General features: G+C 42.3%; 11 protein-coding genes. 2 read left to right on the top strand and 9 right to left on the bottom strand.

The genetic code is table 11. The annotated features are described in order from the left end of the window. Positions 1-93 precede the first annotated feature (93 nt). The 4 genes from BC351_RS40410 to BC351_RS40395 form a co-directional block, all read right to left on the bottom strand. On the bottom strand, positions 94-1,692 hold the full coding sequence (locus tag BC351_RS40410) for a DUF3502 domain-containing protein (RefSeq protein WP_079421345.1): 1,599 nt from the start codon (positions 1,690-1,692) through the stop codon (positions 94-96). A 91-nt stretch (positions 1,693-1,783) separates the two neighbouring features. Beyond that, positions 1,784-2,698, bottom strand: a complete 915-nt coding sequence (locus BC351_RS40405) for a carbohydrate ABC transporter permease (protein ID WP_079421344.1) — start codon at positions 2,696-2,698, stop codon at positions 1,784-1,786. 31 nt (positions 2,699-2,729) lie between these two features. After that, entirely contained in the window at positions 2,730-3,704 is a 975-nt protein-coding gene (locus tag BC351_RS40400; protein WP_079421343.1) for an ABC transporter permease, read from the bottom strand. 345 nt (positions 3,705-4,049) lie between these two features. Further along, the gene (locus BC351_RS40395; protein ID WP_144028703.1) at positions 4,050-5,648 is read right to left on the bottom strand and encodes an extracellular solute-binding protein; all 1,599 of its coding nucleotides are present in this window, start codon (positions 5,646-5,648) and stop codon (positions 4,050-4,052) included. A gap of 156 nt (positions 5,649-5,804) precedes the next feature. On the opposite strand from BC351_RS40395, the gene BC351_RS40390 reads away from it, so the two are divergent. Continuing rightward, positions 5,805-7,544: a sensor histidine kinase gene (locus tag BC351_RS40390; RefSeq protein ID WP_079421342.1), complete on the top strand. Its 1,740-nt coding sequence runs from the start codon at positions 5,805-5,807 to the stop codon at positions 7,542-7,544. Then, positions 7,522-9,117 (top strand): response regulator, encoded by a 1,596-nt coding sequence (locus BC351_RS40385; RefSeq protein WP_079421341.1) that lies wholly within the window; start codon positions 7,522-7,524, stop codon positions 9,115-9,117. Before BC351_RS40390 ends, BC351_RS40385 begins: the two co-directional genes overlap by 23 nt. A gap of 116 nt (positions 9,118-9,233) precedes the next feature. On the opposite strand, the gene BC351_RS40380 is transcribed toward BC351_RS40385, so the two are convergent. From BC351_RS40380 to BC351_RS40360, 5 genes are all read right to left on the bottom strand, one after another. Next, complete coding sequence (locus tag BC351_RS40380) at positions 9,234-10,577, bottom strand: GH1 family beta-glucosidase (RefSeq protein ID WP_079421340.1); 1,344 nt, start codon at positions 10,575-10,577, stop codon at positions 9,234-9,236. Positions 10,578-10,603: 26 nt separating this feature from the next. Continuing rightward, entirely contained in the window at positions 10,604-11,419 is an 816-nt protein-coding gene (locus BC351_RS40375) for a carbohydrate ABC transporter permease (protein WP_079421339.1), read from the bottom strand. Next, on the bottom strand, positions 11,419-12,324 hold the full coding sequence (locus BC351_RS40370) for a carbohydrate ABC transporter permease (protein WP_079421338.1): 906 nt from the start codon (positions 12,322-12,324) through the stop codon (positions 11,419-11,421). The genes BC351_RS40375 and BC351_RS40370 overlap by 1 nt, the downstream gene beginning before the upstream one ends. A gap of 74 nt (positions 12,325-12,398) precedes the next feature. Further along, positions 12,399-13,766 carry an ABC transporter substrate-binding protein gene (locus tag BC351_RS40365; RefSeq protein WP_079421337.1) on the bottom strand — a complete coding sequence of 456 codons (1,368 nt, stop codon included), beginning with the start codon at positions 13,764-13,766 and terminating at the stop codon, positions 12,399-12,401. A 157-nt stretch (positions 13,767-13,923) separates the two neighbouring features. Next, a complete protein-coding gene (locus tag BC351_RS40360) occupies positions 13,924-18,303 on the bottom strand; it encodes a carbohydrate binding domain-containing protein (RefSeq protein ID WP_158082396.1) in 4,380 nt (1,459 codons plus the stop codon). Between the last annotated feature and the right edge of the window lie 329 nt (positions 18,304-18,632).

The raw sequence follows: 18,632 nt of genomic DNA, 5'->3' as shown, positions 1-18,632 counted from the left end.
CCTTTTAAGATCACTTCATAAGTTCATCTTAGCATATCTGATAGGTGAAATGCAGGCATCCCACCCCTATTCGGGATGGGATAAATATGGGATCTATTTCTTTTTAGCAGCAGCGAAAGTATCCAGTTGTTTCTGCAAAGCTGCCATATACTTATCAAAGCCTGCACCTTTAAGTTGTTGCTTCAAGGCTTCTAGATCAGCCTCTTGGTTTTTCTTAACCATCCCTACTACCAGAGGCAGAGCAAATTGTGTTCTTACTGTTTCTAAACTTGAATTTTCAGCAGCCAGTTCAGACGTGTTAAATACAAATCCTTCGTACGGATTCATTTTCAAAGAAGGAACAAGAGCTTCACCTGCAGACTTTAATTTTTCATAAATACCTTGCCATTCAGCAGGATATTTCGGTTCTGGATTCATAAAACCATCACTCAGGCCTGTCCATGCTGGCTTTTTGTTTTTGGCATCAATTCCCTCTGAGGAGACTGCACCATTGACCATTTTATAGTTTTCACCTTCAACACCGAAGCTGAGCAAATTATAATAAGTCTGATCCACATGTGCTTTTTCAATGAATTTCAAAGCCGTTTCAACGTTCTTACTTTGAGCGCCAACTGAAATCATCGTTGTTGTTTCATTGGAATGCGATGGCAAGAATATCGTTTTGGGATTCATCATTGAAAAGTCTACCCAATTCAATTCAAATTCTGGATGAGCATCTTTAATGGTTGCAATATAATTGCTGCTTACAGCATAGAACTGATTGTTGAACTCAAGTGGTTTTTTGCCAGCTTTCATGAGCTCTTTCGTTTTGTCGCCTTCATTACCTTGCGATGCTAACACATCATGGGCAATAATCCCATCGTCGTACCATTTTTTTACATACCCAAGAACTTGTTTAAACTCTGGCGTATCATAAATACTCATTGCTTTGTATGGTTCATCCACCGACGCCACCGTTAGTACCGTTCCATTCAAGGATGTAACTGTTAAATACTTATTACCAGCAACCATAGCCCAGACGTTGTTAACTGCACGCTTATCGATAATCATTGGCGTATCTGGAAATTCTTGCTTAGCTTTATACAAGTATTTCTCTGCCGTTTCAAGATTTGTGATTTCCGGTAATCCCCATTTCTTTCTCAAGTCTTCACGGAACAGCATGCCTTCCCCAGCAGCAATACCCGGTTTTGACAATTGGGGAATGCCGTAATTTTTGCCATCAATCTTAAGACGATCCAGAATATCTCCATAGCGCTCAGTAAGCTTCGGCGTGTTCTTCAAGAACGGTGTTAGATCAGCGAATGCATTTTTAACGGCAAAATTTTTGAAATCCGACCATGCTCCGCCAACATAAAGATCATATTCCTTGGCTACAATGGCACGACTAATTTGATTTTTCTCATCGCCCCATGGAATGAATGTAAATCTGACTGTTGCATTAAAATCCTTCTTCGTAAGCTCATCCAGCTTCTTATAGAAGTTAGCCATTCCACTAGCTGGTTCTGCCCCCATTGTGATCGCTTTCAATTCTATAAGTGGACCAGATGCTTGCGATGCAGCCGGTGTAGTCCCCGTTGATACACCTGGAGTTGATGTTGCATTTTTGTCGGATGAACATGCCGCAGCCGAAATGACAACAGATGACATGAGTACTGCGGATAATACTGTTTTTAGTTTTTTTGTTGCTAACAAGAAAATCCCCTCCAATAATTTTTATATATGTTTTACAGAGGAAGCAATCCGAGAAAGGCTTCCTCCAGTCAACAACAGAATGGGTACAGTGTCAACCTTTTACGCCGCCAATAGTAAGTCCAGATACGAAATAACGTTGGGCAAAAGGATAGAATAGAAGAACAGGACCTGTAACCAACATAGCGGTAGCCAACTTCATCGTTTCTGAAGGTAAAGCATCCATAACAATCTGAGAGTCCTTGACCGCATCAGTCATCCGAGCTAGCATCCTGTAGAGTAAATACTGCAGCCCCCACTTATCCTTATCTGAAATCAGATAGAGACTATATCCAAACCAATTGTTCCAATAGCCAAGCGATAGAAACAAACCAACCGTAGCAGATACGGGCTTGCATAATGGAATGATGATCTGCCAATAAACACGGAAGTCACCTGCCCCGTCAATCCTTGCAGACTCAACTAAGGAGTGAGGAATACCTTTAATATAATTACGAAACAAGAAGATATTAAATGGACCTAATAAGCCAGGTAGGATGACGGCCCACAACGAATGATTTAGATGAAGAAAGGTCGTATTAACCAAATAAGAAGGAATTAATCCACCACTGAACAACGTTGTGAAGTAGATAAAGAAAGCTGCTTTATCTCTGTGTTTAAAATCAGTCCGTGACAGTACATAACCGCTCATGGAGGTTAGCAGTAGTCCTACTACCGTCCCAACAAGTGTTACGTAAATGGTGACCAAGTACGCATTTCCTATCGTGTCCCCTAAATTACTAAATACGACTTTGTAGGCTTGTAATGAAAACTCCTGAGGAAACAGTTTATATCCGTTAATAGCGACCTGACTTTCATCACTAAACGAGCCAGACAGTACAAGGACGAAGGGCAATAGACAAACGATGGCAAAGAACGATACGATCGTAACCGCGATCACATTAAAAATTTTGGTACCAGCATCCTGTTGTATCGTATTCCTTTGCTTTTTAATGGATAATTCAGCCATAATAAACTCCTTTCACCTGAAAAATAGCAAGTTAGAAAAGTGCATTTTCCTTATCAGCTTTTTTCACAATATAATTAACAGTCAAGATAACAAATAAGCCAAATACAGATTGAAACAGTCCAGCTGCTGAACCTAAGCCCATACTAAAATTGACGGTAAGTGAGCGGTATACGTAAGTATCAATAATATCTGTTGCATTTAAGAGGAATCCGTTTTGACCAATAATATTCCAGAACAAATCAAACTGCCCACGCATAATACTTCCTAATGAGAATAGAAGCAGTACAATTACTGTTGGTTTGAGCAGTGGTAATGTGATGTGAATGATTCGCTGCCATTTGGAAGCACCGTCCACATAAGCTGCCTCGTAAATACTCTCATCAATTCCCATGATGGATGCCAAGTAAATGACGCTGCCATACCCCAAGCCCTTCCAAATCTCGACAGCAACGATAATGAATGGCCAAACTGCCGGTGTCGCATAAAAATCAAACTTCTCAAAACCCATTGCCGTGAAAGCGCTGTTAATTACTCCAAAATCATAATTGAATAAGTTGTAAACAATTGAACTAATAATAACCATAGAAACGAAATATGGCATAAACATTAGCGTCTGAGAAGTCTTAACAAACTTCTTATAGGTAAGCTCTCTGAGAAGAATAGCGACAGACATTTGAAAAAAAGTGTTTAGTCCAATAAAAGCAATATTGTATAAAATTGTGTTTTTCGTTAATTTCCATATGATGGAGTCAAACCCGCCTTGGAACAAAAACTCAAAGTTTTTGAACCAGACAAACTTACTTGCGATTCCTTTGCTAAAATCATAGTCCACGAAGGCGTAATAGACACCAAACATCGGCAGGTATGAAAATAGGATAAAGAATACGATCATTGGGGTAAGCATAAAATAATACGTTTTATGTTCTCTAAAGTCCGAAAATAATTTTTTCTTTGTTTTTTTCTTCGTATTTTCATTCGTTTGCACAGTTATGATTGCTTCTGACATATGCTCTCCCTCTCCTTCTGTTTTAATTTTATCAAAGGCAAAGTTAAGGGCATATATCACTTTTACATGATTTCTTGTACTTTTTTAAAGCGCATACATTAAATGTAGAACGCTTTCTTTCAGCATACAAACAGCTCATTTGAAATCAACAATATCGTTTTCTGATTCCTACGGTCTTCAAGCAAGAACATGAGGACGCAGTACGGGAACCAAAGCGATTGGAATGAGCCCGTTCGCTTGGAGATTGCGACTACCATTAATGCAATCAAACGTGAAATACTAAAAAAATAAAGAGACCGTTATGAAAATGAAACGGACTCTTTTTTTACTCAATTTTCACTCATTTTATCTCGACCTTTGATCCCGATACCAATCATTAACTTCTTGAGTTATCTTATCTCCCCCATACGCAAACCATTTTTTCACAAATGATTCGATGTCGCTTTCAGGGGTACTATTGAACAGGAACTCTTGAAAAGTCTGCTGTTCAAGTTTCTGAAGAAGTTCCCATTTTGATTTCATGGTTGTAGTAGGCGGCCCTGTAAATGCTTCTTTCATGGAAGCTCCTTCTGGAGAGAACAACTCGGGCGTAATATCCTTAGGAATTGCATCTATTACTTTCGATGGAATTCGCGCTCCGTCAAAAGTCAACGTATAGGATGACACTCGAACGGCTCCCCCCGGAATTAAAGCAGCATCAGAAGAAGGAACTCCATTGACTACCGTCCAATCGTAGTCTCTGGCAAGCCCCTGTGCAAATTCTCCTGTTGAAGTGGCATAATAATCAAACAAGTAGTTTTGGTACTTAAAGAAGATTTCGGGATCCTTCATCTTTTTATTGATAAGAATGGCGCCGTTAACGGGCAACGTACCTCTTCTCCCGACGAAGCCGCTCGGACCATTGGGTATGGGGATCGCTTTAATTACAACTTTAGGGTCATTTTTCAGCAGATCAGATAACGGCCATCCAGACATCCAATATGGTCCCGCAATAATGCCTGCCTTGCCAGCAATGAACAAATCAGCCGCCTTTGTCTCATTGTACCATTCACTTTCTTTTGAAACATAACCTTTCTGTATCCACTTTTTCAGCACCCGTAGCGCATCCTTTGCACCGGGCTGAACCGATCCGTACTTTAATTTGCCGTCTTCAGCTAGATTCCACTGTTTAGGTATTATCCCGAATGCGCCAAAAATCCAACTGGAATCAGCCATCCATGTGCTGGGGCCGTTTCTTAATCCGATCGTTAGTCCGAATGTATCATTCTTTCCATTACCGTCGGGATCCTTATTTGTGAATGCTTCCATCACCGCTTCAAGATCTTCTATCGTTCTTGGTACAGGAAGCTTTAACTTATCTAACCAATCCTGACGAATCCAAAGAACAGGATCGGTAGAATATTGATAGTCAAGAATCGGAATTGCATATTTTTTTCCGTCACGCACAAAAGAATCCCATACGGCCGGGTCTTCCTTCATGGCACTTTTCCAGACAGGAGAGGCATATTTTTCAAATAAATCACCAATCTCCCTGAATTGCCCGGAGTCTATTAATTCTTGTATTACATCTCGTTCCCTGATGGTAACAATGTCAGGCATATTTCCCTTAGCAAGTTCAATACGAAGCTTGTTGGCATAGGCGCCATTCGAATCGTGAATCGTCCAAAGATACCGGATTCGGATGCCCAATCGTTCCTCAGCCCAATTGGTATGTATATTATTCTCCAGATTCTCGCCATTTTTAAATTTCATATCGGGGTTTATGGAGCCAACTGTGTACATGTTAACTGGAGGTACATACTTTCCAAGTTTCGCGTCATAATGTATCGAATCTTGCATTTGGGCCGTAGTGTTGTTGGTGATTTTTCCATTGTTTGTTTCGCTGCACCCAGAACAAATGATCAACACTAATACGATCAGTAAACATGACCATATCTTTCCCACCTGAAGACCCCCTTCCAAACAGTCTCATAGTATATTCATCTTATTATAAATTTTAAGGTCGTCCTATCATAACAGAACAATCGTCTATATGGTATAATCGATATGGTATAATTTCATTAACAAAATAGTTTTGCAGTAAAGGATGGTCCATTGCGATTGCGTGCTAATCTATTCCTCAAAATAACCGTATTACTGTTCACGATCATATCTATCACTTTATTGCTATATGGATTATCCTACAAAAAAGATGTCGGAGTCATCACCGAACAAATTAAAACCTCCGATTTGAATCATTTAGATTTTTTCACAAAACAAATGGACAATAACGTGAATCAGTTAGCCGGTTTAGCTTATACCTTACAACGCGACCCTACGATCCGAGAATATGAGCATATCCAAGATCTCCAACATCTTATTGATCCCAACAAAACCACACTGACTGTTCTGGAAAAGTTGGCTCTGCAAACTAGTTCAAGTACATGGGAAAATCAGATTAACATTTATAATATACAAAAACGGGAGGCACTGTCTTCAGATGCTTCGGTTGTTTTCGAAGAGTCCCTGCTGAAAAAACCTCTGGCAAAAGGCTGGAATTATGATCCGTCGATGAAAATGAACAGTTCGGATAACGGTTTCCGCTTGCTGCTCGCCGATCCTGTCGACTTTGCAGAGACGCCAGAATTGTCGAATATGATCATTGAAGTCCGTTTCCCAGTATCCAATTTGCAAAAAATGATCGGGGAATATAAGTATTACGGTGATACATTCCTTTATCATCCAAAACTCGGTCTTATAAAAAACCAGAATTTGGATACAAATCTAGCAATCGGGATTATGAACAACTTGAAGAACATTCAAGCTGAACAGCAGTTTTCAACCACAGTCTATCTTCAAGGCAAGCAATACTTGGTCAGTATGATTCGTTCGACATCGTTAGGATGGTATATGATTCATTATTCACCGCTTGAACAAATTTTGCATCCAATTAGAACCAGCCGGGTTTCATTTATCACCGCTTCTTTTGTATTGCTTGCTCTCAGCACTTTGTTTTCTCTAATCATGTTCCGTCAGGTACAGCGCCCAATCGGTATTTTACTCAGAGCTGTAAACAAGATGAAAGAAGGTTATTGGTCCACACGAATTCCGACGAAAACAAATAATGAATTCTCCCTCTTAAATCAAGGATTTAACGAAATGGCTCAGAAGGTTCAGGAATTGATCGAATGTGTCTATCTCGAACAACTACGTACCAAGGATGCTTATCTGAAGCAATTGCAAGCGCAGATCAATCCGCACTTTCTTTATAACTGCCTTAATTTTATGAAAAGCAAGGCAAGAGTAGGCGATACAGCCTCTGTTGAAGCAATGGCACTTAACCTTGGCGAGTATTATCGCTACATAACGCGAATGGATCATTCATTGACAACGATCGGACAAGAAATGAAGTTAGTGGAAAGCTATTTATCGATTCAAAATCTGCGTAAACAACGTATCGATTATTCCATAAGCATCACGGACGTTTTGCTTACAGAGCCCATTCCTAAATTGTTAATCCAGCCTATCGTTGAGAACAGCATTATCCATGGAATCGAAAAGAAATTGGGTGACGGCAGGATCATGATCCATGGAGAAATCAAGGATGACACGCTGATCATTTCAGTCGAAGACAATGGAGCGGGAATGGATCCCCACCAAATGGAAGAGCTCTATGCCGTACTAGACACGCCAATCCGTGAGGATGGCGGATGTGGGCTTTGGAACGTTCAGCAGCGTTTGAAACACCAGTATGGCGGCTTGTCCGGTTTACTCATTGAACCTTCTGAGCTTGGAGGAGTCAAAGTTACACTTCGCATCCAAAAGAAAGGATTGAATCATGTTACAAATACTACTCGTTGACGACGAACCTTATGTTGTAGATGACTTGTCTATCACAATCCCTTGGGCGGATTTGCAGTTTGAACAAGTCCATAAAGCCTACTCAGGACAAGAAGCATTAGAAATCCTTATGCACAATCCTATTGATATCGTCATAACGGATATCAGCATGCCTGAAATGTCCGGCCTGCAGCTGATCGAGGAAATTCGCAGCGGGTGGAAGCATATCAAATGTGTGCTGCTTACTGGTTATGCAGAATTTGAATATGCCAAGAAAGCTATCGAGAACCAAGCAAGCGCTTATTTGCTAAAGCCAATCGGGGATGAGCAATTGATCGAAGTGCTTCAGCAACTGCATCTTGAGATTCAGCGTGAATGGGAGACATTATCTTCCTTCCAGAATACGATGCAGACGTTTCGTGAGCATTTGCCGTTGCTGCGAGACCGGCTTCTTAATGAAACTCTTCAAGGACGACGATTCACTAAAGAGCAACTTTCAGAACATATGCATAAATACCAACTGTCTCCGATGATTGACGAGCATGTAGCGATTATGATCGTGCGGCTTGAAGATTACTTTCAGAGGCAAGACATGAACAGTATACCTCTGTTCGAATACGCTATTGTCAATATTGCAAATGAGTTGTTTCATGAACAGTTCGATATTTGGTCATGTAAAGATGTACATGAATATTTAGTCTTTCTTCTCAAGCCAAAATCACCGGACGTCCGCTCTTATTCTTTAACTCAAACTGCCTTTGAACTGCAAAAAAACGTTAGCATGTACCTCAAAGGAGATGTTTCAGTCGCAACTACGTCATGGGGAATATTCCCATACAAAGTGCGTGAACTATATCAATCTGCAGTTGCTTTGATCAGGCAGAGAATCGGACAAGATACTGGTCTCTTCTTGACCGTAGATCAACAGATCAGGAATCAGGACATCCAAATCATGCAATCGCTTTATGAACCTCCAACCTTTCTTCATTTGTTCGAAGCGAACCGCTGGGATGCCATTGAAGAAAAACTTCATGCCGTTTTTCATGAATTAAAAGGCAGTGGAGAACACTCTCAGGAGCATATTGAGGTGACCAGAAATTATTTAAAGACAGCATTTTATTATTTTGCCCATAAAAACAATAAGTTGCTCAGAGATATCCTTGCCCCCTCGATGAATGAAAGTAGAAAGTTCCACTCTCCCGAGATGCTGAAGGATTGGGCAATGGAACTCATAGTGCAATTAAGGGCATATTTTGACTCGGGGCATCAAGACCAGCGTTCAATTCTTATTAACGATGTGCATGACTTTGTAGATAGTAATATCGGTTATGTCTCCCTTCAATCCATTGCAGATCATGTACAGCTACATCCCGTATATCTCTCTAAAATTTACAAATCAGAAACCGGAAAAAGCATCAGCGATTATTTTTTCCAGGTTAAGATGGAAAAAGCAGCCCACTTACTGACTAACAGCCAGCTTAAAATTTATGAGATTTCAACTTTGCTTGGTTATTCGACTGCACACTATTTTATTAAGCTGTTCAAAGAGTACAGTCATATGACTCCCCAAGAATTCAGAGAACGGTCAAATTGAGAGGATTATTGAAAATTCAAAAACGTGGAGCATCGTTACGACACTCCGCGTTTTTGTAATAATTGTATGGTCAATTACGCTGTAAGGCTCTTCAGCATTTGATAGGAGATCTAAATCTACAAATCAAATCCGCCTTTGCGAATGACTTCCTTATACCAGAAAAAACTGTTCTTTCGCGTGCGGGTTAACGTTTGAAAATCGACATGTATGAGTCCAAATCGTTTGCCGTATCCCTCTGCCCATTCAAAATTATCCAGCAATGACCAGGTGAGATAACCGATCAGATTCACACCGCTCTCCAAACAACGATTCAATTGAATCAAATGCTGCTTTAGATATTGAATTCGCCTATTATCGGTTACGTGCCCTTCCTCCACCTCATCGTTATAACAAGCGCCATTTTCTGTAATTAGAAGTGGGATATTCCCGTACTTTTGCGTAATATAGCACAGCACATTATAAAATCCATCGGGATAAATAAACCAATCCAAATCTGTCTTAGCATATCCGGTATCGACATCCTCATAGTCGAATAAACCTTCATCCTGCTTGTATCTGCCCACATTGCCCGTATAATAATTAATCCCCACATAATCAATTGGATAGTGAATATCTTTCATATCGCCTTCCTTTATTTCCAGAGAGACTCCCTTCGAGGCGAACCAATCGAGCATAAATTGCGGATACTTTCCTAATAAAACCGGATCCATAAACCATTCCAAAAAGAAAGCGATGCCTCTGCGGCATGCATCCGCGTCTTCCTTGCGATTGGAATACGGCTCCAACCAGGTCATATTAGGAGCAATACCTATTTGTCCTGAGATCCCCAGTTCCCTGAAACGTTTCACGGCTCGACCATGAGCAATCAGAAGATGATGTGAAATCGTAACAGCGAGCTGCAAGTCCCGATTCCCAGGCGCATGAATACCCATATAATTGGAGAGAAATGAAATGCACCATGGTTCGTTTATAGTTATCCAATACTTGATTCTCCCTGCAAATTCACGAAAAATGACTTCCGAATAGGCAACAAACGCACCAATTGTATCTCTGTTTGCCCATCCGCCCCGATCCTCCAACGTTTGTGGCAAATCCCAATGATATAATGTACAAACAGGTTCGATTCCAGCTGCTAAAAGTTCATCAACCAGATTGGAATAATATTCGAGTCCTTTCAAATTTATCTCTCCAGTGCCGCTCGGGAATATCCTGGGCCATGCAATTGAGAAACGGTACATCGTAATTCCCAAATCTTTCATAAGTGCGACATCTTCTTTGTATCGATAGTAGCTATCGCATGCTATATCGCCATTATCGCCATTCTTCACTTTACCAGGCGTATGCGAAAATGTGTCCCATATAGAGGGTCCTCGCCCGTCATCCTTCGAGGCCCCTTCTATTTGATAAGCAGCAGTCGCCGCTCCCCAATGAAAATCTTGTGGGAATCGTATTTGTGCCATTGATCATTTCCCTTTCTGTATATCGATCATGATTTAACTGCTCCCGTCATGGCGCCTTCAATAATATACCGCTGCAAGAAAATATACAGGATGATCATTGGACTTGCCACAATGACAAGTGCCGCAGCCAATAAAGTCCATTGATTGCTGAATTGGCCGTAGAACTTGAATAACCCCAGTACAATTGGAAATAGCTTCTTATCGGAAAGATAAATGGTCGCCCCTATCACGTTGTTCCAGACCCCTATTGCTTGCAGAATCGCGCTTGTCGCCAATACGGGTTTTATTAGGGGCATAATTATCATCATCACATATCTGGAATAGCTGCACCCGTCGATGCTGGCCGCTTCATCCAATTCTCTCGGGACCGCCTTTATGTAACCCGTCATGAGCATAAATCCGAGACCAATCCCTGTGTTCACCAAAATATACCCGATTCTGGTATTATACAAACCTAGCCAATGGATCAAATTCCACTGCGGAATCATATTGTTCGGCAAAAAAATCGCGATCATAAAAAATACGTATACAAAGTTGCTCCATTTGATATAACTGCGGGATACAGGAAAAGCAGCCAGAGCGGAAATCAGAACTGACGCCCCGACCGCTACACCGGTGTAAAGTATACTGTTCCAAATGTACGTGCTAAAATTCCCCTGTTTCCATGCATTTACATAATTTTCAGGTTGAAATTGCTTGACAATGCCTACCGGATCCACAATAAATTCAACGTCCGGCTTAAAGGACACATTAAACAGATATAAAAGGGGATACAGGTAAAGTATCACCATTATCAGCATGATGAGATAGCCGAGAGGTCTGGGCACCAAATGGATCTTCATTACAACTGCACCTCTCTTCGCCGTAAATAATATTGAGCAATTACTGCTATGACCAGGACAATGCTGAATTGAATAACAGCAACCGCAGAAGCAAATCCTTGTCGAAGTCCTAAAGCACCCGGCGTACCTCCGAATGCGGCACGATATATTTCATAACCAAGTACACTTGTGTTGAAATTGCCTTGAGTCAGAACAAAAACTACGTCATATGTTTGCAGCGATCCAATAATGGCCAAAAGTAAATTTACTGTGGCTGTCGAAGCCAGCATTGGCCATGTGATATGAACAAACGATTGCCATGCTCTAGCGCCATCAATATGACCTGCTTCATAAAGGTCGCCTGGGATTGCCTGCAAGCCGGCAAGAAAGATGACCACCGTATACCCCAGCGAGCCCCATATCTGTATAAAAACAACGATGTAGAACGCCAAATCATAGGAGCCCAAAAAAGTAGAAGAGCTGCCGAATATCCCCCACAGCTTCTGAATCGGTCCATCCATCGGATTAAACATGAGCGACCAAATCAATCCAAAGACCGTTACGCCCAACACGACCGGCATAAAAATCAACGATCTGTAAAACAAATGGCCTTTCAATTTCGAATTAATAATGATAGCGAGAAGAAGCCCGATAGCTGTCTGTACGATCGTGACAGCAAACGAAAAAATGACAGTTCTCTTGACCGAAGCCAAATAAGCCGCCGTTCTGCCTGAATGAAAAAATTCTTTGTAATTATCGAGACCGATAAAATGCCACTTCACTCCTGCAACTCCCGAAATATCGGTAAATGAGTATATAATGCTCGCCATTGAGGGTCCAAAAGAAAATACAATGTAAATGATTAATGCCGGCAGCAGGAATCCGTAGGGAGCCCATTTATGCCACTTTTTACCGAATGGATACATCTCCAGCAACTCCTGTCTAGTGAAAAATGGAGGTAGGCGCGCAAGCAGGACTACCCCCAAGTGTTTGTCTTCAATTATTTAGCGTTTTTCATTTCGACTTCCCACTCTTTTTGCATCTTTTGCATAATTTCTTCAGGAGTTTCCTTGCCTGCCGGCTTCAGAAACTGAACAGGCGTCGGACTGCCCGTGTAATCGCCAGCTCCTTGCGGTGCTTGCCAAATAACATCCATGGCCAGCTTCAAACTACTTGCAAGCGGAGCAACTTCCTGCATAAACGGATTCGTGAATTTGACATTTGGCTGAGTAGGCAAGAAACCAACTGTATTAATAAATTCGTTATAGATATCTGGTTGAGAGATAAATTCGAGATACTTTAATGCGGCATCTTTATTAGCCGATTTTGCGGCGACTAATAGAGACATGTCATATTTACCGAAGAAATTTTTATTATTCTCCGCTTTATCACTGGCTGGCATCGGAAAGTATCCAAATTTCAGACTCGGATTCGCTTTCTCAATGGCACCTGAATTCCAAATCCCGTCAGGCATCATAGCCGCTTTCCCCGTTGCGAACCGTCCAACGACCGAAGCATAGTCGATACCCATAAAGTCCTTCTCGGTATAGTTCAACATTTGTTGATATTTAGTAAATATCTCCGAGAATACCGGATCGGTGAACTTAGTTTCACCAGACCATAACTTCTTGTCTAATTGTTCAACGTTAGGCTCAATAGCCTGAATAAATCCATTAGCTACCATTCCAAGCGGCCACACATCTTTGCCTGCGAGTGTGAACGGAGAAACTCCGCTATCTTTAAGCTTCTTAGAGACCTCCATCATCTCTGGCCAAGTTGTCGGTACTTTTAGGCCATTTTTCTCAAACAATTCCTTGTTGTAAAATACGCCTGTGTAAGTAACGGTTCCGATATCGACACCCCAAACTTTATCCTTGTATGTAGTGGCATTTTTCAAAGCTTCCGGGAAGTAATTATTCAAGTACGGTTTTCCCGTCAAATCCTCAATCAGGCCGGCATCGATGTATTGCTGCAGCGGAGGAACGGCTGCGCCTTTATGCCAATCTTTTTTGGGGTTGATCGCGAAATCCGTTATGATATCCGCATCGTTAGCGTTTAAGCGGGTTTGCAGTAAAGTTTGATATGCGGCGTCAGGTTTTGATGTATCTAACGTAATTGTAATGTTTGGATATTTCGCATGAAACTTTTCGTTGACTTTCGTCAAAGCCGCAATATTCGTTGGCTGTTCCCATGTAGCCAGTTTCAACGTGATCGGTTTTTCAGCTTTTGCTGTTTGCACAGAAGTGGTGCTTTGATTATCTTTTGGTTTACTGTCTGTCGTTGCCGTGTTACTGCCGCATGCCGTGAAAACAAGTGCCATTGAACAAGTAGTCAATACAGTTAATCCTTTTTTGCCAAGCAGACGCATTGATAGTCCCCCTAAATAAGTAGTTGTATGTAACCGGTACCGTTGTTACTCCTTTATTATAAATTTGAGAGAATAGGCATTAAATAACAAATCGACAGCATTGATAACAAAAAAGCAATATACAAGTTATTCACTACAAAATTAGAATCGGATTGTGTCAAGGGGTAATCGCGCCGTCATTGACTAAGATAATGTCGTCGATAAATACGCTTAAGTCGCCGGCATTGCCTCCGGCAATATTCCCAAGCTCGAAGCTCACTCGTCCTTTATCCGTAGTATCCTTGTCATCAATAAAAGTAAACGAATATGTCTGATCGGTCGTACCCAAATCAATGATTTTACTGCCATAACCATGCCATGCGTAGTTATGAGCGGCATCATCCGACCAACCGACACTGATGTTCATCTTACGCGGTGTTGTCGAATGCGCCTTGAATGACAGCGTGTATTGGTTGCCATTTTTATAACCAACTCCCTCATAGTAAACTTGGCGCTGCCAGGATTCTGTCCCGACAGTTCCTACATCGGCCCTCAACGAACCGTTGTCATTGGAGATGGCAAGCTGGCCGCTATCTTGTGAGAATAATGTCCAACCCGTTAAACCCGAAGCAAAATCGCCATTGGGAATCAAATTCGCCTTTTGTGACATAACCTGCACCAGAGAAACATTATCCAGATAAACGGAATGAGTGACAGAAATTTCGCCGAGTTTGCCTAAACTAAACAGAGCTACTGCGTCCGGAACATCGGCTGTCATCGTGAATACTTTCTCGAAATGCTGCTTATTGCCAGTTAAACTTACTCTTTGATCCATATAAGGCGTATATGGAGCCTCTTTTAACTGTACGATTCCTTTCATATCCCTCGAAACTGACGCTGAAGCATCAAAACTGAACCGATATGTCTTTCCGTTCGCAAGCGCCTTATTTGCTGTTTGTTTAACTTGGATATCGTATTCGTTCGCACCAGGTCCATCAATATCCACGCTTAATTCCCCATTGGCTGCAGAAATTGCGGTGGACTGCACGCCAGCGTCTGCTGAATTTTTCATCAGTGTCCATCCACTTGTATCATTGTTGCTGAAATCCCCGTTTTGAATCATTTCCCGAGAGAAGCCGATCCATACGGTGCTATAATCCTGCCCTGCCAAACGCAAGTAATAGGTTCCTGCTTGCAGATCCAACTGTTCGATATAAATCGTTGTATACGATTGCCTGCCCCCAGTATTGCCAACGGCAACTGCGATCGTTTTCACTGCATGCAAGGATTCGTCCAGAACCGTAAAGTTCAATACGGAGTCGTCTTTGACGCTTGAGACCCTTACTGATGGCACATAGCGTCCTGGCTGCACGATGCTGATTTTGTAATCAGTATAATTGCCTGGGGCCATTCCTGTGAGGTCTTTAGCGCCCTCCCCACTTGCTTCTAACGTTGTTCCTCGCGTTTCCCAATATTGGTCTGCTGGAATATGAACATAATCATTCACTGTGGGGGAATCATTACGTTTAATCAAACGTACATTATCCAATACAATTGTTCCCGTGTCACCGCCTAACAGAAACTTCAGGTTAGAGTCAGTTTGTGTATCATTTACCGTAAAATGTTTGGTATAAGTATTCATGGCATCAGTCAGATTCACGGTCGGTCCTCCCGTATAGGTTACACCGCCACTCACTCCTGAATCGAGACCGACTGCGATCGAACGGTTGTGATCTGCCTTAGCATCAAACGTTAACGTATACGTAGCCCCTTTGGAGAGCACAAGCCCTGATTGCGACAAGTAAACACTCTCAGGAGTAGTACCACCATTTGCTGTGGTTACATTAAGCTTACGATCCATCATGTAGGTGGAAGGTACAAGATCGTTGCTTACCGAGGCCGCTGCAACTGCCCCTACAGCTTTTGTAATATTCCAGAACGCCATTCTATCACTGCCTTGATCGAATCCGCCGTTAAAGACCAGATTGCCGTCGCTAAGCGGCTGCCTTACCTTTGGCGGCTCCGGAATCCACGGAATCTCAACCACCCTTACGTTTGTAAAATAAACGTTCGCGGTAGACGTCTTTCCCAGATTGAACTCGAAACGGGTATTATTATCAGTCTTACTCTTCATATTGAAGGAGTACTCGTAGGTCTGCCATTGATCGGTGAGTTGTCCAGTCACTTCTCCCGAATAAGGCGTCCAACTTCCCTGATATTGCGACACCTTCGACATAATCGAACGAGGCGCATCCGCCTTGGCATCGTAAGTGACCTTATATGCCTTACCTTGTTCCAACATGAGAGGCATTTGCGTTAGTTGAATCGAATAAAGTTGGTCGCCTGCATTCGTAACAGTGACTTTCGCTGCATTCCCTTTGACTGGATCTTGGACGATACTAACATTCCCATCGCCATTGACGTTCTTAAGGAACTGCCATTTGTGAGGAACGCCATTATCGTCAATCCCCCCATCGAATTTGTTGTTCCAAATTTGATTCCCGTCCAGCATCGGATCACGCTGTGGCAAGTTGAGACTTGATGACTCTGGGCGCTTTCCAGTCACGTCAGGCAATTTATCCAAATCTTTGTACTTGTAGGCACGGACATAATCGACATACATTTTATCGGACTTGAAATCGCCCTTCGGATTTCCCGGCATATCGCCACCGACAGCCAGATTCAGAATCATGTAGAAAGGCCGATCGAAAGGCGCAGGATACGTATAATTTTCCGCCTGCCCGTCACCCCTTGAACCCCAATCACTGGTTTCATGGAACTTATGTCCATCCACAAACCAACTGATTTTCCCAGGCAGCCATTCCACCGAAAACACGTGATAATCATCGGCAAACGTCTGTCCTTGCGGCAGTAAATAATGATTATATTGCTGCTCGTGAGGATTACCGTAGTGAATAGTGCCTTGGACCTTCCTCGGATACACATCCGCATTAGCGGGATCAGACGCTACTGGCCCCGTAAGCTCCATCATGTCAATTTCGCCGGAGCCAGGCCATGGTCCATATTGCTTGAGTTCATCTGTAGGCATCATCCAAATGGCAGGCCACATGCCTTGCTGAATAGGCAATTTGGCACGAACTTCGAACTTTCCATACGTCCAGTCGCCTTTCATTTGGGAGGTCAGCTTACCCGACGTATAGTCACGGCCCGAGTGAGATTCTTTTTTTGCTTCTAGAACAAGTACGTTTTCGTTACCGTCTTTCTCAATGCTTGCATTGTTAGGACTATAATATTCCAACTCATTATTGTAAACTGTTCCAGTATCTTGAACGTTCCATTTACTCGAATCGATTGTATTGCCGTTAAACTCGTCATTCCAGATCAATTGCCAAGGACTTTCTTGCGAAGAACTACTTGAATTGCTTGAATTACTTGATGAACTGGTTGGCGTACTAGGCTTAACTCCTGAATCTTCGGGCAAATTAAGATCGTCGCCTTTGCTCACCGGTTTATCGTTAACCGTAACACCAGCAGCCCCTACTTTCATATGAACAATCGTCCCTTTGTTCACGATCTTGGAGCCGTAAGCCGATTCTCCAATATGTAATTCCTTCACTGTAGTACCCGAAGATAATTCCACGATAGATGGATGATTGACCTCGATGAATTTAGCCGAAGAATTGTCGTTTAAAGCAAATCTCACCAGTTTATTCTTCTTGTTCAGGACCACGTGAGACAGATTCGACTTATTAAATATGACGGAATGTGTGCCGCCTCCATTAATGAATGTGTCACCTGCAACCGTAATGTTGCTGAATGTAGCCTCCCCTTCGCCTACTCCTTCCGTAACAAAAAGATTCCCATCAATTTTCACATCTTGAAGCGTCGTTCCAGGGCGATTGATGATTACATTCCCTTTGATTTCCTTTGTTGTGATATCGCCAAAATCCGGGCTCATCCAGGCAATCATGCGCCCCAGCAATTCGACGGTTTCAGCACGCGTCATTGCACGTTTTGGCTGCAAATTTTGCCCGTCGCCCCCTGTTAGATATCCCTCCGAGATTAGACTGCTCATAGCTGACTTGGCATAATCATCGATTTCTGCAGCATCATGGAAACGTAATATCGAATCATTGGTACTATTGCTAATTTGAAATGCCCGAGTTAGCAAAAGTACGGCATCCTGGCGCTGAATCCGCTCATTCGGAATAAATCTTCCGTCCGGATACCCTTGGATCAGTCCGGCATTCGTCGCTTTGGAAACGGCTTCCTTATACCAATCGGAAGGTTTTACATCCGTAAACAATGACGGTCCATCACTCTCATACCTGAACACGCGGTTAAGGAATGTGACAAATTCGGCGCGCGTTACCGGCTCGTCAGGATGAAACTCTTGATCCTCGTAACCGGTTACAATACCAGCCTGCGCAAATTTAGCGACAGCAAGATTCGCCCAGTGGCCATTCATGTCCTCGAAATTAACAGCCATTGATGATGGCTTTTCTTCTGCAGAAGCGGCCAAAACTGGCGCTGCCGAAGAGAAGAACGGGACAACAAGACTAAAGCTTAAAAGTGTAGAACATACTTTCCGATACACGTTGACTCCTCCTATTAACGATAGTTGGTAAAGCTGGCTGCGGGCTGTCTCCATTATAGGCTTGCCCCTTGCTGCCAGATATACCAAATCATAAATCTGAATAACAAATATTCAATGTGGAGTCGACTACTAACTTTTTTTGACACTTCAAAAAGCACTTATTATACACCGTAGGAGGTTTATAAGTGCTTTTATCTTGGGGCCGAAAATGCGAATGGCTGCCGATGAATTAAATCATCGGCAGCCATTCTGTTGTACGCGCTGCATCATAGGTCATCTAGATCTATATGATGAAAGCCCGGCGGATAATCGCAAGCGCTTACAAAAAA

It is taken from the genome of Paenibacillus ferrarius (assembly GCF_002027705.1).
Taxonomy (GTDB): Bacteria; Bacillota; Bacilli; order Paenibacillales; family NBRC-103111; genus Paenibacillus_E; species Paenibacillus_E ferrarius.
Note: the sequence above shows the minus strand (reverse complement) of the source record. Positions and strands in the feature narration are given on the sequence as shown.

Bases quoted from the DNA above. Each gene is read 5' to 3' on its own strand.
- BC351_RS40405 (WP_079421344.1), bottom strand. From the start codon at position 2,698: ATGGCTGAATTATCCATTAAAAAGCAAAGGAATACGATACAACAGGAT.
- BC351_RS40400 (WP_079421343.1), bottom strand. From the start codon at position 3,704: ATGTCAGAAGCAATCATAACTGTGCAAACGAATGAAAATACGAAGAAA.
- BC351_RS40385 (WP_079421341.1), top strand. From the start codon at position 7,522: ATGTTACAAATACTACTCGTTGACGACGAACCTTATGTTGTAGATGAC.
- BC351_RS40380 (WP_079421340.1), bottom strand. From the start codon at position 10,577: ATGGCACAAATACGATTCCCACAAGATTTTCATTGGGGAGCGGCGACT.
- BC351_RS40375 (WP_079421339.1), bottom strand. From the start codon at position 11,419: ATGAAGATCCATTTGGTGCCCAGACCTCTCGGCTATCTCATCATGCTG.
- BC351_RS40370 (WP_079421338.1), bottom strand. From the start codon at position 12,324: ATGTATCCATTCGGTAAAAAGTGGCATAAATGGGCTCCCTACGGATTC.
- BC351_RS40365 (WP_079421337.1), bottom strand. From the start codon at position 13,766: ATGCGTCTGCTTGGCAAAAAAGGATTAACTGTATTGACTACTTGTTCA.